General features: G+C 41.9%; 20 protein-coding genes. 18 read left to right on the top strand and 2 right to left on the bottom strand.

Annotation, left to right across the window (positions count from 1 at the left end; translation table 11 throughout):
- Positions 1 to 17: 17 nt before the first annotated feature.
- From cls to BET01_RS10115, 16 genes are all read left to right on the top strand, one after another.
- Complete coding sequence (cls, locus tag BET01_RS10190) at positions 18 to 1,529, top strand: cardiolipin synthase (RefSeq protein ID WP_120196694.1); 1,512 nt, start codon at positions 18 to 20, stop codon at positions 1,527 to 1,529.
- A 42-nt stretch (positions 1,530 to 1,571) separates the two neighbouring features.
- The gene (locus tag BET01_RS10185) at positions 1,572 to 2,042 is read left to right on the top strand and encodes a putative ABC transporter permease (protein ID WP_120196693.1); all 471 of its coding nucleotides are present in this window, start codon (positions 1,572 to 1,574) and stop codon (positions 2,040 to 2,042) included.
- A 54-nt stretch (positions 2,043 to 2,096) separates the two neighbouring features.
- Entirely contained in the window at positions 2,097 to 2,864 is a 768-nt protein-coding gene (locus BET01_RS10180) for a lysophospholipid acyltransferase family protein (protein WP_120196692.1), read from the top strand.
- A 16-nt stretch (positions 2,865 to 2,880) separates the two neighbouring features.
- On the top strand, positions 2,881 to 4,017 hold the full coding sequence (gene pheA, locus BET01_RS10175) for a prephenate dehydratase (RefSeq protein WP_120196691.1): 1,137 nt from the start codon (positions 2,881 to 2,883) through the stop codon (positions 4,015 to 4,017).
- 60 nt (positions 4,018 to 4,077) lie between these two features.
- Positions 4,078 to 5,367: an ATP-binding protein gene (locus tag BET01_RS10170; RefSeq protein ID WP_120196690.1), complete on the top strand. Its 1,290-nt coding sequence runs from the start codon at positions 4,078 to 4,080 to the stop codon at positions 5,365 to 5,367.
- A gap of 98 nt (positions 5,368 to 5,465) precedes the next feature.
- Positions 5,466 to 7,034: a Ppx/GppA phosphatase family protein gene (locus BET01_RS10165; protein WP_120196689.1), complete on the top strand. Its 1,569-nt coding sequence runs from the start codon at positions 5,466 to 5,468 to the stop codon at positions 7,032 to 7,034.
- Positions 7,034 to 9,175, top strand: a complete 2,142-nt coding sequence (locus BET01_RS10160) for an RNA degradosome polyphosphate kinase (RefSeq protein WP_120196688.1) — start codon at positions 7,034 to 7,036, stop codon at positions 9,173 to 9,175. The genes BET01_RS10165 and BET01_RS10160 overlap by 1 nt, the downstream gene beginning before the upstream one ends.
- 147 nt (positions 9,176 to 9,322) lie before the next feature.
- Entirely contained in the window at positions 9,323 to 10,030 is a 708-nt protein-coding gene (locus BET01_RS10155; RefSeq protein WP_120196687.1) for a response regulator transcription factor, read from the top strand.
- A complete protein-coding gene (locus tag BET01_RS10150) occupies positions 10,020 to 11,156 on the top strand; it encodes a sensor histidine kinase (protein ID WP_120196686.1) in 1,137 nt (378 codons plus the stop codon). Before BET01_RS10155 ends, BET01_RS10150 begins: the two co-directional genes overlap by 11 nt.
- 6 nt (positions 11,157 to 11,162) lie before the next feature.
- Positions 11,163 to 13,634 carry a hypothetical protein gene (locus tag BET01_RS10145; RefSeq protein WP_120196685.1) on the top strand — a complete coding sequence of 824 codons (2,472 nt, stop codon included), beginning with the start codon at positions 11,163 to 11,165 and terminating at the stop codon, positions 13,632 to 13,634.
- Positions 13,634 to 14,596 (top strand): ABC transporter ATP-binding protein, encoded by a 963-nt coding sequence (locus tag BET01_RS10140; RefSeq protein ID WP_120196684.1) that lies wholly within the window; start codon positions 13,634 to 13,636, stop codon positions 14,594 to 14,596. Before BET01_RS10145 ends, BET01_RS10140 begins: the two co-directional genes overlap by 1 nt.
- Positions 14,574 to 15,482 (top strand): ABC transporter permease, encoded by a 909-nt coding sequence (locus tag BET01_RS10135; RefSeq protein ID WP_120196683.1) that lies wholly within the window; start codon positions 14,574 to 14,576, stop codon positions 15,480 to 15,482. Before BET01_RS10140 ends, BET01_RS10135 begins: the two co-directional genes overlap by 23 nt.
- 16 nt (positions 15,483 to 15,498) lie before the next feature.
- Positions 15,499 to 16,323: a deoxyribonuclease IV gene (locus tag BET01_RS10130; RefSeq protein ID WP_120196682.1), complete on the top strand. Its 825-nt coding sequence runs from the start codon at positions 15,499 to 15,501 to the stop codon at positions 16,321 to 16,323.
- A 60-nt stretch (positions 16,324 to 16,383) separates the two neighbouring features.
- Positions 16,384 to 17,574, top strand: a complete 1,191-nt coding sequence (locus BET01_RS10125; protein ID WP_120196681.1) for an SPFH domain-containing protein — start codon at positions 16,384 to 16,386, stop codon at positions 17,572 to 17,574.
- Positions 17,571 to 18,626: a TFIIB-type zinc ribbon-containing protein gene (locus BET01_RS10120; protein ID WP_120196680.1), complete on the top strand. Its 1,056-nt coding sequence runs from the start codon at positions 17,571 to 17,573 to the stop codon at positions 18,624 to 18,626. The genes BET01_RS10125 and BET01_RS10120 overlap by 4 nt, the downstream gene beginning before the upstream one ends.
- Positions 18,623 to 19,513: a TPM domain-containing protein gene (locus tag BET01_RS10115; protein WP_120196679.1), complete on the top strand. Its 891-nt coding sequence runs from the start codon at positions 18,623 to 18,625 to the stop codon at positions 19,511 to 19,513. Before BET01_RS10120 ends, BET01_RS10115 begins: the two co-directional genes overlap by 4 nt.
- Positions 19,514 to 19,573: 60 nt before the next feature.
- Here BET01_RS10115 and sfsA read toward each other — a convergent pair whose 3' ends face one another.
- On the bottom strand, positions 19,574 to 20,350 hold the full coding sequence (sfsA, locus tag BET01_RS10110; RefSeq protein WP_120196678.1) for a DNA/RNA nuclease SfsA: 777 nt from the start codon (positions 20,348 to 20,350) through the stop codon (positions 19,574 to 19,576).
- Positions 20,351 to 20,558: 208 nt separating this feature from the next.
- On the opposite strand from sfsA, the gene thrC reads away from it, so the two are divergent.
- Positions 20,559 to 22,043: a threonine synthase gene (gene thrC / locus BET01_RS10105; RefSeq protein WP_120196721.1), complete on the top strand. Its 1,485-nt coding sequence runs from the start codon at positions 20,559 to 20,561 to the stop codon at positions 22,041 to 22,043.
- Here thrC and BET01_RS10100 read toward each other — a convergent pair.
- On the bottom strand, positions 22,040 to 23,449 hold the full coding sequence (locus BET01_RS10100; protein WP_243117180.1) for an MATE family efflux transporter: 1,410 nt from the start codon (positions 23,447 to 23,449) through the stop codon (positions 22,040 to 22,042). The two genes, thrC and BET01_RS10100, sit on opposite strands and share 4 nt — an antisense overlap.
- A 173-nt stretch (positions 23,450 to 23,622) precedes the next feature.
- On the opposite strand from BET01_RS10100, the gene fba reads away from it, so the two are divergent.
- Positions 23,623 to 24,486 (top strand): class II fructose-1,6-bisphosphate aldolase, encoded by an 864-nt coding sequence (gene fba / locus BET01_RS10095; RefSeq protein WP_120196677.1) that lies wholly within the window; start codon positions 23,623 to 23,625, stop codon positions 24,484 to 24,486.
- Positions 24,487 to 24,643 lie beyond the last annotated feature (157 nt).

Raw genomic sequence — 24,643 nt, 5'->3', positions numbered from 1 at the left:
GGACAGGAGGGATTATCATGCAAACCATAGCGATACAAATGCTGGTAGTGTGGAACTGGATGATGTCACATTTAATCTATATCAATTTAGTTCTTTCTATTATTATAGTGTTTTTTCAGCGCAGGGACCCAAAAGCCGTCTGGACCTGGCTGCTCGCCCTGTACTTTATACCGGTTTTTGGAATATTGTTTTATCTTCTTCTCGGGCAGGATATGCGGAAAAATAAGATGTTTCGGGTAAAAGAAATTGAGGACCGGATGCGTTACTCCATTAAAAACCAAGAAGAATTTTTAAAAAGCAACGATATGAGCCTTGTAACTTCCTTATCTCGTGACTACGCGGATCTGGTGTATTATAACCTGGAAACCTCTGGTTCCGTATTAACCGTAGATAATGATGTCACGATCTTTACCGATGGAGAGAAAAAATTCAGTGATCTGCGCAATGAGCTTTCCATGGCGATACATTTTATTCACCTTCAATATTACATCATAAAGGATGACGAGGTGTTTGATTCTATCATTCCAATTCTGATAGAGCGGGCAAACGCAGGTGTAGAAGTAAGAATTCTATGCGATGGAATGGGTGGCCGGTTTATGGCCAAATCAAAGTGGAGAATCCTTAAAGATAATGGAGTCAAAGTGGGGATCTTCTTTCCCCCCATTTTGGGAAGATTGCAGCTTCGAGTCAACTATCGAAATCATAGAAAAATCGTGATCATTGATAACCGGGTGGGTTACGTAGGAGGCTTTAATATAGGAAGAGAGTACATTTCAAAAGATCCCAAATTCGGCTATTGGCGGGATACTCATTTAAAGCTAATCGGTGGGTCGGTCTTAAGCCTTCAGATCCGATTTGCTTTGGACTGGAATTATGCGGCAGGAGAAAACTTATTTAAGCACATGAGATACTTCTGTGAAAGTGATAATGAGAACTGTTTGGAATGCCTTGGAGTAGTTGATTTAGAACGAGGAAATAAAAAACTTGGAATACAAATCATTGCCAGTGGTCCCGACGCAGGAAGCAGACAGATCCGGGATAATTATATTCAGCTCTTTTCAAAAGCCAAAGATCATATCTACATTCAGACCCCTTATTTTGTACCCGATGATGCCGTGCTTACCGCTTTGCACATCGCGGCCAAGTCTGGTGTGGATGTCAGGCTCATGATTCCATGCAAGCCAGATCATCCCTTTGTTTACTGGGCTTCTTATTCTTATGTAGGGGATCTCCTTTCCGCAGGAGCTAAATGTTATACTTATGAAAATGGCTTCCTTCATGCAAAAGGGGTGATGACCGATGGCAAGGTCAGTTCCTTTGGTACCGCTAATATGGATATCAGAAGTTTTGAGCTTAATTTTGAGGTGAATGCTGTTATTTATGACGAAGAAACAACAAAGAAGTTAGAAGCGTTATTCATAGAAGATCTTAAAGTATGCAAAGAAATCACCAGGGAAATTTATGAAGAAAGAGGTATCTTGATTCGAATAAAAGAGCAGGGCAGCAGGCTGTTATCTCCTCTTTTATAGAAATATTTCCAGCTAACATAATTTCAAATGAACCGGCGCATAATGAAGATTATGAAGACACTAACTAGAATCGATTTAAAACAATTACCCATCAACTTCTGCAAATGCGGAGTGACAGGCTGGTGCCTGGAGGTTATTTTTACCTCGACGGAATCTATATTGCGACAAGACTGGAGGCTCATGGGACAAACCTCTCTTTTGATGTTCCCTATCTATGGGTTAGGCGCGTTGTTAGGGCCCATCGGAGGTCTCATAGACCAGTGGGTGAGTCCTGGTCAGCGGCTTATGACAAGACCTTCGGATCTGGCGATCCGGCATGGATTCCTTTATATGGTTCTTATTTTTATGGCAGAATATATCGCAGGGACATTGCTTCGAAGCACGGGAATGTGTCCATGGGATTATACGGGACGAAGCACCAATATTGACGGGATCATTCGTCTTGATTTTGCACCTCTTTGGTTTTTTACTGGACTGTTGTTTGAACAAATCACAAAAAAGAGAGGAGGGTAGTATTGTAATTAAAGTCACCATTTTATATAATAGATGAAATGGAGGACGAGATCGATGATACGTTTTATATTTGTAGCGGCAACAATCATTTTATTTTTGATATTCAGCATTCCGGTTATCCTTTATTTGTGGCTGACGGGAAAGAAAAACCCAGGTTTAAGAGATGAGAAGAGTATAGCAGTCATACGTGGCGTTTTTAAGACACTTCTCTTCATGGCAGGTGTTAAGATTACGGTAAAAGGAAAAGAAAATATTCCAACAGACCGAGCCGTTCTCTATGTAGGAAATCATAGAAGCTATTTTGATATTTTGGTTGGCTATATGACCGTTCCTGGACTTATGGGATTTGTAGCCAAAAAAGAGATGGAGAAAATTCCGTTGCTTTCCATTTGGATGAAGTATGGAAACTGTCTCTTTCTTGATCGAAAGAATTTAAAGGAAGGCTTAAAAACCATTCTGAAAGGAATTGAGCAGGTAAAGAGCGGGATATCGGTATGGATTTTTCCTGAAGGGACCAGAAATAGAAACCAGAATCCTACCGACCTTATTTCCTTTAAGGAAGGAAGCCTTAAAATAGCAGAAAAGAGCGGTTGCCCTGTGATTCCAGTTGCGATGACAGGAACGGCAGAGGTCTTTGAACAGCATCTTCCTTTCATACGGCCATCTCATGTAACCATTGAATTTGGAGAACCAATTTATTTGAAAGAACTTGAACCTGAGCTTCGTAAATTCCCGGGGGCTTATACAGAAAAGCGAATTAAAGATATGCTAAGAGAGCAGTTAGGACTAGATAACAGCCAGGAGTCATCATACAACGGATAAAGGGAAGATAAGACCAATGAAAAATTTAGACTTGCAGGAAATCAGGAAACAACTAGATGAAATTGATCAAGAGATGGTGGCCCTTTTTGAAAAACGCATGGAGTTGTGCAAAGAAGTGGCTGATTATAAGATTGGAACGAATAGGCCGGTCCACGACGGAGTGCGGGAACAACAGAAGATTGAAGCTGTGACAGGAATGGTGGAAGGAGAGTTCCTAAAGCAGGCGGTTAGAGAGCTGTTTACCCAAATGATGACCATAAGCCGGAATTATCAGTATAAGCAGATGGCAGAAAACGGCCTTCAAGCGAGCCATTCCTTTCAGCCCGTAAAGAACCTTACTGTGGATGGAGTTAAGGTCGTGTACCAGGGAGTGGAAGGTGCTTACAGCCATGGCGCTGCCTTAAAGTATTTTGGAAGTAAGGCGAGCCTCTATCATGTATCCACGTGGGATGATGCCATGAAGGAAGTGGAACTGGGAAATGCGGATTACGCAGTTTTACCCATTGAGAATTCTTCTGCTGGCGCGGTAACGGATAATTATGATCTCTTAATGAAATACCAAAACTACATTGTAGGAGAGACTTTTTTAACGGTGAATCACGCCCTCTTAGGATTACCTGGAGCAGAAGAAAAAGATATTAAAACTGTATTTTCCCACCCTCAGGCACTGATGCAGTGTGGAGAATTTCTAAATTCAAACCGGGCATGGAAAAAGATCAGTGTAGAGAATACCGCAGTAGCAGCTAAGAAAGTGATTGACGAAGGTGATCTTTCTCAAGCAGCGGTAGCCAGTGAGACTGCCGGGGAACTTTATGGACTTAAGGTATTAAGGTCCCAAGTTAACACCAATCAAAACAACACCACTCGTTTTATCATCCTTTCAAAGGAAGCCGTTTACCAGGACAAGGCAGGCAAAATAAGCATCAGCTTTGAGTTGCCTCATAAGAGTGGTTCTCTTTATAACATACTTAGTAATTTCATTTATAATGGTGTCAATATGTTCATGATTGAATCAAGACCAGTACCAGGAAGTAATTGGGAGTACCGGTTCTTTGTTGATATTGAAGGAAACCTAAGTCATGCCTCCATTTTAAATGCCTTAAAGGGTATTTCAGAAGAAGGACGCAATTTAAGAATCTTAGGAAATTATTGAGTCTAATAATAAGTTCGGTCTGTTTCAGACCGGACTTAAACTTTACATCAGGAGGAAATTATGAAATCCAAGGAATTAATTCTTTATCGGAATTTAGAATTTCGAGAGCTTTTTGACCAGATTGCAATGCTTTTTACTCGTTCAAAAGAGAATAGATTAGAAGCGATGCCAGATTCCTATGCCTTGGCCGGTAAACTTACTGAGCTGGCAGCTTACTATGGGTTAAGTGGGAATCTTTGGCATTGCTTTTTAACATTATGCCTGGTAGACAATGAAAACGCCTATAGCACTGCCTGTGAAATCACTGGCCCAATCAAAGGTACCTTAAATGAGCTTGCTGCCCACGATTTTAACGTATTCCGAGAACTGTTTCAATATGATATCAGTCTCTTAGACGCTTCCTCAGATTACGGCATCTGGACCGCTCTAAAAAATTATCAGGCGCCGGAAGAAGGAAATGGAGTCTATGATAAACAGATTAGAGATCAAATTCTATTACTTTCGGTCTCACTTTTAGCTTCTACGGATGTCCAGGAATTGAAAGAACAAGTCACGGAATTCTACCACAAGTTTGGAGTAGGAAAGTTTGCATTAAATAAGGCATTTCGTATTAACGAAGAAGGAATGGGACCAAGCATTCTTCCCATCACAAACATCGAACCAATACGATTATCCCATATCATTGGGTACAAACGCCAAAAGCAGAAGCTGATTGAAAATACAGAAGCCTTTATTCAGGGAAAGGCCGCTAACAACGTTCTTTTATTTGGAGACAGCGGTACCGGAAAGTCTTCAAGCATCAAAGCAATTTTAAATGAATATTATGACAGAGGCCTTCGAATCATAGAAGTTTATAAGCACCAGTTCCAGATGCTTTCAAAACTCCAGGAACAGCTAAAAGACCGCAATTATAAATTTATTATCTATATGGATGATCTGTCTTTTGAAGACACGGAGCTGGAATATAAGTATTTAAAAGCAATCATTGAAGGAGGGCTTGGGATAAGACCGGGCAATGTGCTCATCTATGCCACCTCAAACCGCCGTCATCTGATTCGGGAAAAATTCAGTGACAAGAAAGAACTGGATGATGAATTACATAATAATGACACCGTCCAGGAAAAGCTTTCTCTGGTGGCCCGTTTTGGAGTTACCATTTACTACGGCTCTCCAGATAAAACAGAGTTCTTAAATATTGTAAAAGAATTGGCAGATCGTTTTGACCTTGGAATACCAATGGAAGAGCTTTATGCAAAGGCAAATATCTGGGAATTACAGCATGGAGGTTTATCTGGAAGAACGGCCAGTCAGTTCATTACGAACATCATGGGGAAAAAAGAAGAATCTTGAAAAACTTTGTAATATTTTACCTGGATTTAACACAAAAATACCAAGGATAGAGTAAAATAGAAGCAAACGCCTGCTACTAGGCGGTAAGGAGGACAAGTATGGCAATCAAATTATTTGCTGCCATCGATGTGGGGTCGTTTGAACTGGAACTAGGCATCTATGAGATATCTGTCAAAAATGGAATCAATAAGATCGATCACGTTCGCCATGTTATCGCCCTTGGCAAAGATACCTACAACAATGGAAAAATCAGCTATGAGCTGGTGGAAGAGATGTGCGATGTAATCAAGGATTTTGCTGGAATCATGCAGTCGTATAAGGTGATTGGGTACCGGGCCTATGCCACCAGTGCCTTACGGGAAGCAAAAAACAACCAGATTGTTCTGGATCAGGTTCGTGTCAGAACCGGCATAGAGGTACAAATTATAAGCAATTCGGAGCAACGGTTTATCAGCTATAAGGCCATTGCATCAAAGGACGCAGAATTTAGCAAGATCATTGAAAAAGGAACTGCCATTGTTGATGTAGGCTTTGGAAGCATGCAGGTATCTCTCTTTGATAAAGATGCCTTAGTTTCCACTCAGAATCTCATGCTGGGAGTATTAAGAATTCGTGAAATGATGACTGATGTACAAGTCAGCACAAAGATGCAAAATACCCTGATCGAAGAGATGGTAGACAACGAGCTATACACCTTTCGAAAGGTATATATAAAAGATCGGCAGATCAAAAGTTTAATTGGCGTTGGTGAAAGCATTCTATACTTATCTAGAGGCAGTAACGGCGGAAAAGCAGTTGAATGGATTACGGCCGAAGAGTATGTAGGTTTCTATGAAAAGCTGTTGAAGATGTCTGTGGATCAGATTCAGGAAAGGTTTGGAGTCAATGCAGAGTATGCGGCTCTCTTGGTTCCTGCGGCAATTATTTATAAACGCGTTTTGGAACTGACCGGAGCCGAGATGTTTTGGATTCCAGGCATTCGCCTTTGTGACAGCATCGCAGCGGAATATGCGGAGGAGACAAAGGCAGTTAAATTCCATCATGATTTTTCCGAAGATATTTTGGCCGCCTCCAGAAATATGGCGAAACGATACAAATGCCACGGCCCTCACACCGCCATCATGGAAAAGTATGTGCTTGATCTCTTTGACAGTATGAAAAAATACCACGGCATGGGAAAGCGAGAACGGCTGCTGCTTCAGATTGCCGCTTGTCTTCACGCCTGTGGAAAGTTTATTTCCATGAAAAAGTCCAGTGAATCCGCCTATAATATTATTATGTCCACAGAAATCATTGGATTGTCCCACATGGAACGGGAGATCATAGCCAATGTGGTTCGGTATAACGGAGTAGAATTTGACTACAGCCGTATGCATTTAAATGAAGAGCTGTTTCGCAATACAAAAGGCGAATTATCCAAAGAGGACATCACCATATTAATGGCAAAGCTCACCGCCATATTAAGGCTGGCAAATTCCATGGACAGAAGCCATAAGCAGAAGCTATCAGACTCCCGTATGAATGTGAAAAATGGGCAGCTTTTAGTGACCACTTCTTATGAAGGGGATATCACCTTAGAATCCGTGGCATTTAGCCAAAAGGCAGATTTCTTTGAAGAGATATTCGGAATCAGACCAGTCTTAAAGCAGAAGAGGAGGTTGACTTAATGGTAGACATCAATGAAATATATAGCAATCCAAATAATTATGTTAACCGGGAGCTGAGCTGGATCGAGTTTGACTACCGGGTACTTGGAGAAGCAAGAGATAAAAGCATCCCTCTGTTTGAACGGCTTAAATTTTTAAGTATTACCGCTTCCAACTTAGATGAGTTTTACATGGTCCGTGTAGCCTCCTTAAAGGATATGGTTCATGCCAAATATACAAAACCAGATATTGCTGGTTTAAAACCAGGAGAGCAGCTAGAAAAAATCAGTGAGAAAACCCATGAGCTTGTGGCTCTCCAGTATTCCACCTTCAATCGATCCCTGCTTCCTTCCTTAAAACAGAATGGACTTCATTTTATTTTAAATCATGAAGATTTAAGTGAGGAGGAAGGCCAATTTGTGGACAGCTATTTTGAACGTGACGTTTATCCGGTTCTTACCCCAATGGCTGTGGATTCCTCAAGACCATTCCCACTTATACGCAATAAATCCTTAAACATTGCCGCTCTTCTCAAGAAAAAAAGTGGCGAAGAGGAATTGGAGTTTGCCATGGTACAAGTTCCAAGCGTGCTTCCTAGAATGATTAAGTTGCCTGGAAAGAAAGGGGAAGGGCAAAAGGTTATATTACTGGAACAAATCATCGAACGCAATATTGGAAGTCTGTTTCTTAATTATCATGTAGTCACTGCCAGCCCGTTTCGCGTCATGAGAAATGCGGATTTAACCCTAGATGAAGAGGAAGCGGTGGATCTTCTGGAAGAGATTCAAAAGCAGTTAAAGAAGAGACAGTGGGGAGAAGCAATCCGTCTGGAGGTAGAAGAAAAGATTGATAAGAGCCTGTTAAAGATATTAAAGCGGGAACTTAGCATCAGTTCTAGTGATATCTTTCTAATTGGGGGCCCTCTTGATCTTACCTTCTTAATGAAGATGTATGGATTAAAAGGATTCGACCATTTAAAAGCCATCCCTTATATTCCCCAGCAGGTGCCGGAGTTTATGAACGAGGAAGACATCTTCACGAATATTCGAAAGGGAGATATCTTACTTCACCATCCTTATGAAAGCTTTGACCCTGTAGTGGATTTCGTAAAAACTGCCGCAAAGGATCCTGAGGTTCTGGCAATCAAACAGACGTTGTACCGTGTCAGTGGAAATTCTCCCATCATTGCTGCTTTGGCGGAGGCTGCCGATAACCGGAAACAGGTATCGGTACTGGTAGAATTAAAGGCTCGTTTTGACGAAGAGAACAACATCAACTGGGCAAAGATGCTTGAAAAAGCAGGCTGTCATGTAATCTACGGACTCGTGGGCTTAAAGACTCATTCAAAGATCACCCTGGTGGTCCGAAGAGAAGAGGATGGAATCCGTCGCTACGTCCACTTGGGAACCGGAAATTATAACGATTCCACAGCAAAGCTTTATACGGATTTTGGCCTTATGACCTGCAATCCCCAAATCGGAGAAGATGCCACAGCCGTATTTAATATGCTGTCTGGTTATTCCGAGCCTCTACAATGGAATAAGCTGGTGGTAGCTCCCATTTGGCTCAGAGCGAGATTCCTAAAGATGATTCGGCGGGAGACAAAGAATGCCAAGGTGGGCAAATCGGCTCATATCATCGCTAAGATGAATTCCCTTTGCGACAAGGATATCATTGTCGCTCTTTATGAGGCGTCCTGCTCCGGAGTGAAGATCCAACTTATCGTTCGTGGAGTCTGTAGCTTAAAAGCAGGGGTCCCTGGATTAAGTGAGAATATTTCCGTCCACTCCATCATCGGTAATTTCTTGGAACATGCCAGGATATTCTATTTTGAAAACGATGGCAGTACAGAGTTATACTTAGGTAGCGCCGACTGGATGCCAAGAAATTTAGATAAACGGGTGGAAATCATGTTCCCGGTAGAGGATGAGGATTTAAAGGAACGGATCTGCGATGTCCTTAAATTACAAATAGAAGATAATGTAAAAGCCCATATCTTGTTACCGGATGGAACTTATGAAAAACCTGACCGAAGAGGCCGTATCCAAAGAAACAGCCAGGAGGAATTTTGCGAAGAAGCAAAGCTTGCGGTTAAAGATGAACTTAAGAAATTAAACCCTCAAGCAAACCGGGTATTTATCCCCACAGAGAGTCATAATTAAATGGTAAGCTTAACCTATAATTACCGTTTTATAGGTTTTTTGTAAGAAAATAGTAAGGCAAAGATACCTTTCTTGTGGTAAAATGAATGCAGGCTTTTCTGTGAAAAACGAAGAGCCGCTTACATAAAGACAAGGGAGGTATTTTTCATGTCCGAAACAATAAACGTACTGGTCGTGGATGATGAGAAAGAAATTGCAGAACTAGTTGAAATTTATCTGGTCAGCGATGGATATAAAGTATATAAGGCAAACCACGCAGAGGAGGGTCTTGAGATACTTGAAAAACATCAGATCCAACTAGTCCTTTTAGATATCATGATGCCTGGAATGGATGGGCTATCCATGTGCAGGAAGATACGAGAGACGAATAATATACCCATTATTATGCTCAGTGCCAAATCAACCGATTTAGATAAGATACTTGGTCTGGGAACCGGAGCAGACGATTACGTTACAAAGCCTTTTAATCCTTTGGAATTGACGGCACGTGTGAAATCTCAGCTACGTCGTTATACTCAGCTAAACCCCAACAGCTCAGCCAATGAAGCGGCAAAGAATGAAATTGCCATCAGAGGGCTGACTATTAATAAAGACAATCATAAGGTCACTGTTTACGGAGAAGAGGTTAAACTCACCCCAATTGAATTCGACATACTCTATTTGCTGGCTTCCAATCCAGGAAAAGTGTTCAGTACCGATGAGATTTTTGAAAAGGTGTGGAATGAGAAGGTATACGAAGCCAACAACACAGTAATGGTACATATTAGGCGTCTGAGAGGCAAGATGAAGGAAGACACCAGACAGAACAAGATCATTACCACTGTTTGGGGGGTAGGATACAAAATTGAAAAGTGACATCAATCGCCGGTTCCATACAAGGGTCGTAGCCAACATTTTTTACAGTGCGGTGGTTACGGTCCTCATAGAACTTTTTCTTGTAACCAATATCTCATTGATTGCATCCTATATGAAAAACACAGATAGGGACAATGCATTCGTGGAGCTTCTTACCACGTTTGATGCCGTAGTGATTCTTATTTATGTTGTATTTGGAATCGGTATTTTTACGGTTACCTTTCTTCTTTTGCAGGAAAGTTCCATGCGATACATTGCCAAAATATCCGACGCTATGCACAGTATTTCTGAAGGAGATCTAAACATCACGGTGGATATTGAAGGGGATGATGAATTTTCTGTCATGGCTGCCAGTTTAAATAAGATGGTAGGAGATCTAAAGGAGCTCATGGATAAGGAGAGGGAAGCGGAGCGGACCAAGAATGAGTTGATTACCAACATTGCTCATGACCTAAGGACTCCCTTAACTTCCATAACCGGGTATCTGGAACTTCTTTCTGGTGAGACGAAACTTGATTTGGAGGTTCAAAAGAAGTACATAGGAATCGCATATGTGAAGACAAAAAGATTGGAAAAGCTCATTGAAGATCTTTTTGGATTTACAAAGTTAAACTACGGAAAGATGTCCATGCACGTAGCAAAAGTGGATGTGATGAAGCTTTTAAGTCAGCTTTTAGAAGAGTTTTATCCCAGCTTTGTGGATAAGAACTTATCCTATGAGCTACAAAGTAATGTCCCGGCTATGGTCATCTTAGCTGATGGCAATCTTTTGGCGCGCCTGTTTGACAATCTCATTAACAATGCCATCAAATACGGAGCCGACGGGAAACGGATTTTAGTAAAGGTCAATGGAAATGAGGAACAGGTAACCATATCTGTAGTCAATTACGGTTATGTGATTCCTGCGGATGAGTTGCCATTAATCTTTAATAAGTTTTACCGGGTGGAGCAGTCCCGTTCCACGGATACTGGAGGAACCGGACTAGGGCTTGCCATCGCAAAGAACATCGTGGATGTTCACGGCGGAGTCATAGATGTGACCAGTGATTTATCTGGTACCGTTTTTACAGTGAAGCTAAAAGTAGAATTCGATGTGAACAAAGAGAATTTTGGAAAGATAGGATGAGACAGGATGAATATTAGAAAAGTATTCCTGGTTTGTTCCATAGCGCTTATGATAGCAGGCAGCATAAAGCTGCCTGTTTTCGGCATGAACGCAACGGATGCCAACGCGCAGGAAAATGAATATAATACGGTTTCCGAAGCAGGGATTTCCATGGATGTTTCCTTTGGATACGATGGAAATACGAAAACCGGACGTTTTGTACCTGTAAACGTAACCTTAAAGAGTAGTATTAATACTCCCTTCTCCGGCACAATTCGTATAGAAGCTATGGAATCGGATTATGATATTTATCAGTATGACTATCCGGTTTCCTTAGATGCAAAGGAAGTACTTGATCAATCCTTTGATACTCCGGCAGGTAGAGCAGATACCCTTTATGTAAAGCTCTTGGACAAAAACGGAACCGAGCTACTTCGAAAACGACTCAAAACCAATGCTACCCCTGAAACAGCAGAGCTTTTAGTCGGGATTTTATCCGATAACCCTGAAAAGATGTCTTATCTAGATGGAGTCGGGGTTAACTATAGTTCCGTTCGTATTAAGACGTTTAACATGAAGACAGAAAAGATGCCAGATCACGTCATTGGACTTGATATTCTTGATGTTTTGGTCATATCAGATTACGATACCAAAGTGCTCTCCAAAGAACAGATGTCAGCAATCTGGGAGTGGGTTAAGGGAGGCGGAACGCTTCTTCTTGGCACAGGAGCAAGAGTCGATGAAACTCTCTATGCCTTCCGGTCAGAGCTTCTGGAAGAGTCCTATATGCCTCCTGCAGAACGGTCAGTGGATATGGGAGTGGAATACTCCACCAACGGCCCTGGAGATTCCTTTTTAAGCCTTGTGTGTGCGGATATTTCTTTAAAGGGCGGTACTGGAGTTCTTTCCAATGACCAGTTCTCCGTTCTTAGCTCTGTATCCAAAGGAAAGGGAAGCGTGGGAGTTGCTGCCTATGATTTTGCAGATATTGCCACCTTTTGTGAGACACACAGGTCCTATGTAGATAAGCTTTTCACAGCCCTGATTGGGGATACAAAATTAAGCAACTTATCTTCCTTTTTATACAGTGGTAACTCCGGTCAGTTTTGGTCCGTTCAGAATATGCTCAATACAGGGAATGTAGATAAGCTTCCTAGACTGTCATTTTATATCGTTCTTATACTGGCTTATATTATTTTGTTAGGGCCTGGTATTTATCTCTATTTAAAAAAGAAAGAGAAAAGGGGATATTATCGCACCGCAGTGGTGGTGGTTTCCTTTATCTTTACGGCTATTATCTATTTGATGGGAATAAAGACCCGGTTTAAGGACACCTTCTTTACCTATGCCACCATATTGGATTCCACAGAAAATTATGTGGATGAGTATACTTATATTAATATGAGAACGCCTTATAACAAAGCTTATACCATTTCATTAGATCCCTCTTATGAGATCCTTCCCATTACAAGGAGCAACAACTACGAGATGGAACCTGTACCCAAGTTTGTGGGAGATGAAGATTATAAGGTAAGGGTAGGATATGGCAAGGAAGAAACCAAGGTTTCTCTTCAAAATGCAGCTGCATTTACTCCTAAATATTTCTCTATGCAAAAAAGAACTTCCAACAAGGACCATAGAGGATTGCTTGGAGATATTACGTTGACAGATGGATTGGTATACGGGACTGTGACTAACGAATACCCATTTCCAGTGGAAAAAGTGGGAATTCTTATGTATGGGAAGATGATTGTGCTTGACGAATTAAAGCCCGGTGAGACCGTGAATCTAAAGGGCGCATCGGTGGTCAATTATCCTTTGAATAGCTCCTTTATTGTATCTGCTAGAGTGACGGGAAGCTATCTGTATCCGAAGGCAGATATTAATGATCCTGCGTATATGCTGGCACTTTCAAGAACTAATATTTTAAGTTTTTATATGGATAAGTATTCTTCCGTGTATAATCAGGAAGCCAGAATCGTGGCTTTTAGCAAAAGTCAGTCAGACAGCCAGTTTTTGTCTAAGGGGAATTTTGAGACTTTTGGAATGTCTATGTTTACTTCAACCATTGATGTAAATACAAGAATGGCGGGCAGGGTTTCCCATTCAGCTCTCATTAAATCACCTACTGTAGTCAGTGGACAATATTACTCCGATTCCAATGCGATTTATGCAGTGGATCCGGTAGCTCTTGAATATTCCCTTGGAAATGACCTTGAAGTGGAAAAACTAGAATTTGAAAACCCTTCCGGAGACTTTTCAAACAACGAAAATGTTTCCTATATTAATTTGTTCAAGGGAGATATTTATTTCTATAATCATGACACAGGAAATTATGATGTTATGGATTCTGGAAAAACGGTTTATTCTGCTGGGGAGCTGACTCCTTATCTGTCACCAGGTAATACCCTGACCGTAAAATACGTATGTGATGATACGGAAGGGAAAAACTGGTATATAACACTGCCAATGCTTACTGTTACAGGAAGGGATAAATAATGCTGGAAATCAAGAACTTATGGAAAAAATTTGGCAAGTTTCATGCCTTAAACGGCTTAGACATTATGATTCCTCAGGGCTCTCTCTATGGATTTGTAGGGCCCAACGGAGCTGGGAAGACGACTACTATTAAGATCATGACCGGGCTTTTGTCCGCAGACAGCGGTCAAGTCTTGATTAATGGCAGGGATGTGACTGGAGGATTAGAGGATTTAAAACTGAGCATTGGATATGTGCCTGATTTCTTCGGTGTTTATGATAATTTAAAAGTCAATGAATATATGGAATTTTTTGCGTCCTGTTATGGACTGGATGGGTTAAAGGCCAGAAACCGGTATATGACACTTTTAGAGCAGGTGGGATTAGAAGATAAGTGTAACTTCTATGTGGACAGCTTGTCCAGAGGTATGAAACAGCGTTTGTGTCTAGCAAGAGCCTTAATTCATGATCCTCTTTTGCTGGTTCTTGATGAGCCAGCTTCCGGATTGGATCCTAGGACTCGATTTGAGTTTAAGGAGATCTTAAAAGACCTAAAGGAGCAGGGGAAAACTATATTTATAAGCTCTCATGTTCTTTCTGAATTGTCAGAGCTGTGTACGGATATCGGTATCATTGACCAGGGAAAGATGGTTCTGGGAGGAAGTATAGAAGAGATTCTTCACAGGGTTAATGCCACCAATCCTCTCATAATTGCTATTCTTGGTGAAAAAGAAAGGGCTCTTACCATCTTAAAAAGCCAGCCCTGCGTCCAGACCATTGCAGTTAAGGATCAAGATATTCGGGTTAATTTCATCGGTGACGAGCAAGATGAAGCTTTGCTTCTCCAGCAGCTTGTAGATGCAGATGTAATGGTCCGTGGTTTCTACAGGGAGCAGGGGAGCTTAGAGACTCTGTTTATGCAGATAACCGATCATGATAAAGAAAAGGCGGTGCTTGTACATGAAAATGAACCCGGTCTATAAGCGGGAAATAACGGTCAGTTCTAGAAGCTTCCGTCTGGCCTTAATATTGGTGCTGTTCAATTGCATTCTGGCTCTGGTGGTTCTTCTTAATATGTATTCCGTAGTAGAACAAGTCAAGATGACGGCTGAGATCCAGTATTCCTCCTTTATTAACATTTATGCATTCGTAGCGGTGGTGGAATTTGTTATGCTCATGTTCATTATGCCAGCTTTGACTGCCGCCAGTGTTAGCGGGGAAAGGGAACGTCAGACCCTAGATCTTCTCTTAACCACCACACTGAAGCCTTGGGAGATCATATGGGGAAAGCTTATGGCTTCTTTTGGAACCATGTTTTTGATGGTCATGTCAAGCTTCCCTTTGATTTTCGTATCTTTTGTATATGGTGGAGTGACGGCTTACGATATATTCATTTTACTTTTATGCTATCTTAGTGTGGCGCTTTTGTGTGGAAGCATGGGGATATGTTTCTCCTCTATATTTAAACGTTCCACCATTGCCACCGTGGTGAGCTATGGAGTGCTGGTGATGATCGCAGCCGGTACCTACGCTGTTAATATGTTTGCCTTGTCTATCGCCCGCCTTAATGTGGTCAATACATATGCCTCCTCAGTCAGTGGCATTGCAGACCAGGCGAATTCAGGCCCATTCCTATATCTTTTACTTTTAAATCCTGTTGCAACTTTTTATGTAATGATAAACAGCCAAGCTGGAGATAATCAGGTATTAAAGAGTCTTAATAGTTGGTTCGGCCCTCATCCTCAAAATGGGATTATGAAGCATTGGGTGGTTTTAAGCATCTTTATTCAGCTTCTTCTTGCGGCTATTTTTCTTTTTACGGCAGTAAGAGCCATTAGTCCTACAAAAAGAAAGCGAATGAACAAATAAAATTACAGGAGGTCCTATGCTTACAATCGGATGTCATCTATCATCGGCCAAAGGTTTTCTTGCCATGGGGAAGAATGCCCAGGCCATTGATGCAAATACGTTTCAGTTTTTTACTAGAAATCCAAGAGGTACCAAAGCGAAAGCCATGGATCCGGCCGATGTGGAACGTTTTCTTCTCTTTGCAGAAGAACACGCCATCAGCCGGATTTTGGCTCATGCACCCTATACCTTAAATGCCTGTTCCGCGGATCCAAATCTTCGAATCCTTGCAAAGGATACCATGAAGGATGATTTGATGCGAATGGAATATACCCCTGGCAATTGTTATAATTTCCATCCTGGAAGCCATGTGGGTCAGGGAATCGAAGTGGGAATTCAATATATTGCTGATATGCTAAATGAGATTCTTACCCCAGAGTTTCACACCACAGTACTGCTAGAGACCATGGCAGGAAAAGGAAGTGAGGTTGGCCGGGAGTTTGAGGAACTAAGAGAGATTATTGACCGGGTCCATCACAAAGAGCTTATGGGAGTTTGCCTTGACACCTGCCACGTGTGGGATGCCGGCTATGACATCGTTCACGATCTTGACGGAGTGATTCACCGGTTTGATGAAGTGATTGGCCTTCACCGACTAAAAGCCATTCATCTAAATGACAGCCAAAACCCACTAGAGGCTCATAAGGATCGTCATGCGAAAATAGGAGAAGGTTTTATAGGAGAAGATGCCCTAAAACGGATTGTAACCCATCCGCTATTAAAGGATCTGCCGTTTTATCTGGAAACGCCCAATGAATTACCTGGATATGCAAAAGAAATTGCTTTGATGAGGAATGCCTAATAGCGAATGAACCAAACTTATAGTATAATATAAAGATCTTACAGTTGAGGAGGAACAGACATGGGAATTGTTAAAGCACTGACAACCGCATTAGGCGGATCACTGGCAGACCAATGGCTTGAAATAATAGAAGCAGGAGAGATGGGAGACCAGACCGTATTTGCTTCCGGAGTAAAAATCAGGAAAGGATCTAACACCAAAGGAACAGACAATACCGTATCAGACGGTTCTGTTATCCATGTTTACCCCAATCAGTTCATGATTTTAGTGGACGGAGGAAAGGTAATTGATTATACAGGAGAGCCAGGTTATTTCACTGTAAAGAATTCTTCTCTCCCCTCCCTTTTTAATGGTCAGTTTGAAGAAGCATTAAAGGAATCCTTTGACCGAATCCGTTTTGGTGGTCATACACCTACGACACAGAAGGTTTATTTTATCAATCTTCAGGAAATAAAGGGAGTTAAGTTTGGAACTCCCAATCCGATTAATTATTTTGACCAGTTTTACAATGCAGAATTATTTTTGAGGGCTCATGGAACCTATTCCATTAAGGTAACGGATCCCTTGTTATTTTATTCAGAGGCCATTCCTAAAAACGCAGCCAATGTAGAGGTAGATGATATCAATAGCCAGTATTTATCTGAGTTTTTAGAGGCATTGCAGTCCTCCATCAACCAGATGTCTGCAGATGGAATCCGCATCTCCTACGTATCCTCCAAAGGAAGAGAACTTGGGCAATACATGTCAGATGTTTTAGATGAACAGTGGAAGGCGCGCAGAGGAATTGCTGTTCAGTCCGTAGGAATTGCAAGTATTTCCTATGATGAGGAATCCAAAGACTTAATTCATATGCGAAACCAGGGCGCCATGTTAGGCGATCCCTCCGTCAGAGAAGGATACATTCAGGGAGCTGCTGCCAGAGGAATAGAGGCAGCGGGTGGGAACTCTTCTGGTTCTATGGCAGGATATATGGGTATGGGCATGGGAATGAATATGGGGGGCGGTATTATGGGCGCTGCCTCTAGTGCCAATCTCCAACAGATGCAGATGAATCAGAACAAGCAGCCAAGCCAGAATGCTCCTTCCAGCGCTCAGCCAGACAATAGTTGGACTTGTAGCTGTGGAAATGAAAACACCGGAAACTTCTGTCCTCAATGTGGAAATAAAAAACCAGCTGGACCTTGGACCTGCGAATGTGGAGCCGCTAATACCGGGAAATTCTGCTCAGAATGCGGCAAATCTAAACCATGAGTGGGATTATAACCTATCAGTGCCCCAACTGCGGGGGGCCCCTAAAATTCAATCCAAAGCTTCAAAAATATGCCTGTGAATATTGCCTTTCAGAATTTACAGAAGGGGAAGCAAAGGAAAAGGAAGCAGAGAAAAAAGAAGCAGAAAGAGTCGCCAGGGAATCGAAGGAAAGCCCGGGAGAACCGGTTCTTTATTCCTGTCCTAGCTGCGGTGCTGAAGTGGTGACAGATGAAACCACTGCAGCAACCTTTTGCTACTATTGTCACAATCCGGTAATCTTAACCCGCCGAATATCCGGAGAATATCACCCCGATTATGTGATTCCTTTTTCCATAGATAAGAAAAAAGCCGAAGAGATGTTTCGGAGCTGGATGAAGAAAAAGCGTTTTACACCAAAGGCCTTTTATAGTGAGGATCAGATTGAGAAGATCTCTGGTGTTTATTTTCCCTATCTCCTTTATAGCTGCAAAGTAAATGGAAGTCTGGTAGCAAGGGCAGATCGCCTGCGCATCTGGGTCAGCGGAAATTATCGTTATACAGAGACACAAACCTATGAAGTCAAACGAGAAGGATTGATGCCCATAAAATATGTTCCCCGCAATGCCTTAAAAAAGGCCAGCAAAGAGCTGACAGAAGGCGTCTTTCCGTTTGATACCGATGTCTTAGAGCCTTTTTCCATGGGATATTTATCTGGTTTTGTAGCGGAGCGCAGAGATATGGAGGAGACGGACTTTTCCGGTGAAGTAAAGGAAGAAGTTCGATCCTTTGCCAGAGACACATTAAAAAACAGCATCGCTTCCTACGATTCTGTCAGGGTTGAGGATGAATTGTTTGACTTTACAGAGGAACGCTGGGAATATGCCCTTCTTCCAGTATGGGCACTTACTTATTTAGATCGTAATAAAAATAAGATGTATTATTTCACCATAAACGGACAGACCGGAAAGGTCTGCGGAAAGCTCCCTGTAGACAAAGGAAAACTTCTTCTACTGTTTGCGGAAATTTTCATTCCAATGCTTTTAGCCATGCTAGCTGTGGGGTATCTAATATGATGAATATAAAATCGATTTGCTTGAAAAAAGGAATGCCAGTGGTTATTCTATTTGCTGTGTTCTTTTTACTTGCTTCCCTGTTGATGCCGTTCCATTCCTTTGGGGAAGAAAAACGGGTCTTTGATGATGCTGGTCTTTTTACTACAGAAGAGAGAAACAGCTTTGAGTCACAGATCACATCCATGAAAAAGGAAATGAACATGGATGTCTTAGTCGTGACGACGGATGAAACTGGTGGTAAGTCGGCAAAACAATATGCAGAGGATTTTTATATCAATGGGTCTTACGGCGTTGGCTCTGATTACAGAGGCGCCTTGTTCTTAATTGATATGAATAACCGGGAGATGTACATTCTTCCTGTGGGTAAGATGAACCGATTTCTAACAGATGAACGCTGGAATGCAATTCTTGATAAATCCTATGAAAGTGCGAGTAAGGGAAATTATTCAGCCAGTGCCCAAGCCTTTTTAGACGGAGTGGTAAAGTATTACAGAGCGGGCATTCCTGGAGGGCAGTATAACTACGATAAGGAAACAGGAGAGATCAGCGTTTACAGAAGCATTCGCTGGTATGAGGCTCTCGCGGCGGCAGCAATCGCCTTTTTTGTTGCTGGGACGGCCTGTTTAACGGTAACTGGACAGTACTCCATGAAAAAGGAGAGAAACCGGACCGGAAACTATTTAAAAGCCTATCGTGGTGCCAGTGACTTTCGCTATTCCGAGAAGATGGATAATTTAATTAATAAGACTGTGACCCATGTGATTATTCCAAGGAATAATAATAATGGAGGCTCTGGAGGAGGTTCTGGCGGTGGATTTTCACCCGGCAGAAGTACCACCCATTCCTCTTCTGGCCGTACCATGGGAGGCGGAGGTCGTAAGTTTTAACGTTAAAAAGTCTGGGAAGAAGAAATTCTTACCCAGACTTTTTGATATCAATCGTTAAGTTCATTCATCCAACAAAACGGGTACTGGTTGGTTTATGGTCATAGAATTTTCTGTGACAATACAGTCATAGGCCAGGATATGGACTCCTGCATCTTTTGCCGCTTTTAGTGCCTGCGCAAATTCCGGGTGCGTTTTTATATTTGGTGTAAACCCTTTCATCCCTTTCATCTGGATCACAAAGAGAATATAGGCTTCATACCCTTCTTTGTGAGCCTTTACCAGCGCTTCCACATGTTTCACTCCCCTAAGGGTAGGTGCATCAGGAAACATGGCTAAGCCATCTTCCTCTAGAGTAACGCCTTTGACCTCCATAAATGCGGAGAACCTAGGTTCTAAAGATTGAAAAGCAAGATCGAACCGGGATTGTCCAAACGTTACCTCCCGCTTTAAGTTCTGTATTTTTAAGAGGGAATTAGTACCTTTGTTGCCATCTTCATCGTAAGGAAGAGGGATCCCTGTTTCATTTGATAAAAGCCATTCATAGGCTGCTTGATTCGGGGCCTGGGAATCCATATTAATAAGAAGAGGACCGCTTTCTCTTTCCTTCCACACTCCGATTAAGGAATACTGTGTTTTTCTCCCAAGGAGAGCAGCATCCGGGTGAAACTCTACGACCACGGTTACCCCTGGCATCAACAGTTCTTTGCAGCGTCCTGTATTTTTTACATGGCAGACAACAGATTCTTCCTGACCGTTTTCTAAAGATATTAAAACATGGGCAATAAAACGATTGGGACGGCTAAGAAAAATTCCTTTCTGCATATGTTGATATTTCATAAAAATCTTGTCATCCTTTCTGTATCCATGGGAGTATCTTACCATAGATAAATGGAAATGAAAAGCGAACGACTGTGTCTTTGTAACGAATACAAATGTCCGCATAAAGGGCACTTTTTGCTTGCGCCATCTCATAAAGTGTGCTACAATGCTGGCAAGGTTTTTATCCACTCATAACAATGACAAAGCAGGAAAGGAATCAGATACTATGGAAATATCCTATCAAAGCACCCGGGGCGGCGAAGCCGGTGTGACGGCATCTCAGGCAATTTTAAAAGGACTGGCAGCAGACGGCGGTTTATTCATGCCAAGCTTTATCCCAAAGCTTGACAAATCCATGAAGGAGTTTTCCCTCATGACATACCAGGAAACAGCATATGAGGTTATGAAGCTGTTCCTTACGGATTACACCGAAGCTGAATTAAAAAGCTGCATCGCCAAGGCCTATGACAGCAAATTTGATACGGAAGAGATCGCACCTCTATCCAAGGCAAATGGTGCTTACTATCTGGAGTTATATCATGGAAGCACGATTGCATTTAAGGATATGGCGTTGTCCATTTTGCCTCATTTGATGACCACCTCTGCAAAAAAAAATAAGGTAAATAATAAAATCGTAATTCTTGCTGCCACTTCTGGTGATACGGGCAAGGCAGCCATGGCGGGCTTTGCTGATGTAGAAGGAACGGAAATCATTGTATTTTATCCAAAGGATGGAGTAAGTCCTGTCCAGGAGCTGCAGATGGTAACGCAAAAAGGGGACAATACCCATGTGGCGGCTATTCACGGTAATTTTGATGATGCCCAGACAGGAGTAAAGAAGATCTTTGGAGACAAAGCCTTTGCTGAGTTATTGGAAGAAAAAGGATATCAGCTTTCTTCTGCCAATTCCATTAACATAGGAAGACTGGTTCCTCAGATCGTTTACTACGTTTATGCTTATGCAAAACTTCTTTCAAGCGAAGAGATTAAAGATGGGGAAGAGATCAATGTAACGGTTCCAACCGGTAACTTTGGCAATATTTTAGCCGCTTATTTTGCAAAGCTTATGGGAACACCGATTAAGAACTTAATCTGCGCTTCCAATGAAAATAAAGTTCTGTTTGACTTCTTTCAGACTGGAACCTATGACAGGAATCGAGATTTTATTTTGACCACCTCTCCATCCATGGATATCTTAATCTCAAGCAATTTAGAGAGACTCATTTACTTAAGCACCGGATGCGATGGATCAGCGAATGCGGATCTGATGAATTCATTGGGAGAAAATGGTAATTACTCCGTTAATGGTGAGATGAAAGAGAAGATGAATGGTTTCATCGGTGGATTTGCTTCGGAAGCTGAGAATAAGGCTGTAATTAAGAAACTCTTTGAAGATACCGGTTACTTAATTGACACCCATACAGGAGTTGCCTCAGCGGTATATAACAAATACAAGGAAGAGACGAAGGACGACACAAAAACTATTATTGCCTCAACTGCAAGCCCATATAAATTCTCCAGAAGTGTCTTAGAGGCCATGGAAGGAAATCAAGAGACTGAGGATGAGTTTCAGATCATTGATCACTTATCAAACGTGTCTGGAGTTTTAGTGCCTCAGGCAGTTGAAGAAATCCGCACCGCAGTGGTACGTCATACCACGGTTTGCGATGCGGATCAGATGAAAGAAGCTGTTTTAAATTTCCTGGATTAAGAAAGAGTACGAAGGGCGAACCGTCGCCATTTTCCTCTCAGAACACGAGTGGAGAAGAAGATGGCGCGGACCAGCCAGTCGATGGTCATGGCAATCCAGATACCCATGAGTCCCAGCCCAAGGTGAAGGCTTAAGAAGTAGGCTAAAACGATGCGGCAGATCCACATGGAGCAGATGGATACCACCATAGTGAATCGGACATCTCCTGCGGCACGCAGTCCATTGGTGAGACAAAAGGCCAGAGGATGAATCATCATGCAGCAGATGCTGTGATAAAGCATCAGCCTTACCGCCAGAGCACTGGTTTCTGGGGAAAGTTGGAACAAGCCAGTTATACCATTTAAAAATGGTATAATGCAAAGATTTAATACAATGAGCCAGATATAAGCCGTTTTTAACAGCTTGCCCATATATTTCTTGGCCTGATCAAGTTCCCTAGCTCCAACACACTGTCCTACTACAGTAATCATGGCAATACCGATGGCAGTAGCCGGAATCGTTTCCAGTCCGCATATGGTGCTTGCCACAGCGTTGGCTGCAATGGCAACGGTTCCAAAACTGGAGATAAGGCTTGATAAGAGCAGCTTCCCAAGCTGGAAGATGCTGTTTTCCACTCCATTTGGTACACCGATGTAGAGAATTCTACGTAGCATTCCCTTATCTATCTTAAGCGTAAAATCAACGGTAAGTCCTGCGTGTCTGTGAAGGAGAATCAGTATGATCACCGCACAGAGGATTCTGGAAATCAAGGTGGAGAGTCCGGATCCTGCCACACCCATATGGAATCCGAAGATAAATATGATATTTCCTACAATATTAAATACATTGGCAATAAGCGAAACCCGCATGGAAATTCCTGAATTTCCTACGGAGCGAAAAAGCGCTGCCGCACTGTTATAAAAGGCCAGGAAGGGATACGATAAAGCAGATAGTAAAAAATAAATTTTTGCATTATCCATAACATCCTGACTGATTTTTCCATAGATCAGACGCAAAAGCGGCTCGTTGAATATCAGAGCAATTGCCATGAGAACGATGGAGAGCCCTCCAACGGCAAGAAAGAGCTGTCCTGCAGCCTTTGCTACATTCTTTTTATCCTTTCGTCCGATGTATTGAGCGGCCACCACAGATCCTCCAGCAGCCATTGCACCGAACAAACCGATCAAAAGAATATTAATCGTGTCCACGATGGATACGCCTGATACAGCGGCTTCCCCGATGGAGGCCACCATAAGGGTGTCTGTCATTCCCATAGCTACGGCTAAAAACTGCTCAATGACCAAAGGAAAAATAAGTTTTTTCAATTGTTTGTTTGTAAACAGGTGCTTGGTTTCCTGAGCCTGGGGTACTAAATTAGCCTCCACATCAGGAGCTGTCAATCGATCTTCTTCTGTCGTCTGATTCATAACATATCTCCCATTTTGTATTTATTCTAATACTATTATAATGCATGTACCCTATGAAAGCAAAATGTAACTTTGTTATAAAAAAAACAATCATTTTTAAATTATTCTTTTCAAATAGTACAAAGTGGTATATAATGAAATAATAAAAACTTAAATAAATGGAGGTTCGTGATATGTTAGTTTCAGCGAAAGAGATGCTTGAAAAGGCAAGAGACGGAAAATATGCAGTCGGACAGTTCAACATCAACAACCTTGAGTGGTCAAAAGCCGTTTTACAGGCAGCACAGGAGTTAAATTCCCCAGTAATCCTTGGCGTTTCCGAGGGTGCTGGAAAATATATGACAGGTTATAAAACTGTATCTGCTATGGTAAAAGCTATGATCGAAGAGATGAACATTACCGTTCCAGTAGCACTTCATTTAGACCATGGCTCTTATGACGGTTGCTATAAATGCATCGAAGCAGGATTTTCATCTATCATGTTCGATGGCTCTCATTACCCAATTGAAGAGAACGTAGAAAAGACAACCGAGCTTGTTAAGGTTTGCAAAGAAAAAGGCATGTCCATTGAAGCTGAAGTTGGTTCCATCGGTGGAGAAGAAGACGGTGTTGTTGGTATGGGAGAATGTGCTGATCCAAATGAGTGCAAGCAGGTAGCTGATTTAGGCGTAACCATGCTGGCAGCAGGTATTGGCAATATTCACGGAAAATACCCAGCAGACTGGGCTGGTTTAAGTTTTGAGACTCTTGCAGCTATTAAGGACAAAGTAGGCGATATGCCATTGGTTCTTCATGGTGGTACAGGCATTCCTGAGGATCAGATCAAGAAGGCCATCAGCCTTGGCGTTGCAAAGATTAACGTTAATACAGAGTGTCAGCTTACCTTTGCTGAGGGAACTCGCAAGTACATTGAAGCTGGTAAGGATTTAGAAGGAAAGGGCTTTGACCCAAGAAAACTTCTTGCTCCAGGTACAGAGGCAATTAAGACAACTGTAAAAGAAAAGATGGAATTATTTGGTTCCGTTGGAAAAGCATAATTGTTTTTTCTTTCATAATATTTGAAAAAGTACTTGATTTTTTTAGGAAAATGATTTATTTTAATTAAGAACGATGGCGTTCTCCTTGCAAAAGGAGGGCGCCATTTCTGCTATTTCTGCATATTCAGTTATTGAGGAGACAAAAAAAGGGCGAACT

Origin of the sequence: Lacrimispora algidixylanolytica, from assembly GCF_003609635.1 — a bacterium.
GTDB lineage: Bacteria > Bacillota > Clostridia > Lachnospirales > Lachnospiraceae > Lacrimispora > Lacrimispora algidixylanolytica.
The sequence above is the reverse complement of the archived record's forward strand: the minus strand, read 5'-3'. Positions and strand labels throughout refer to the sequence as shown.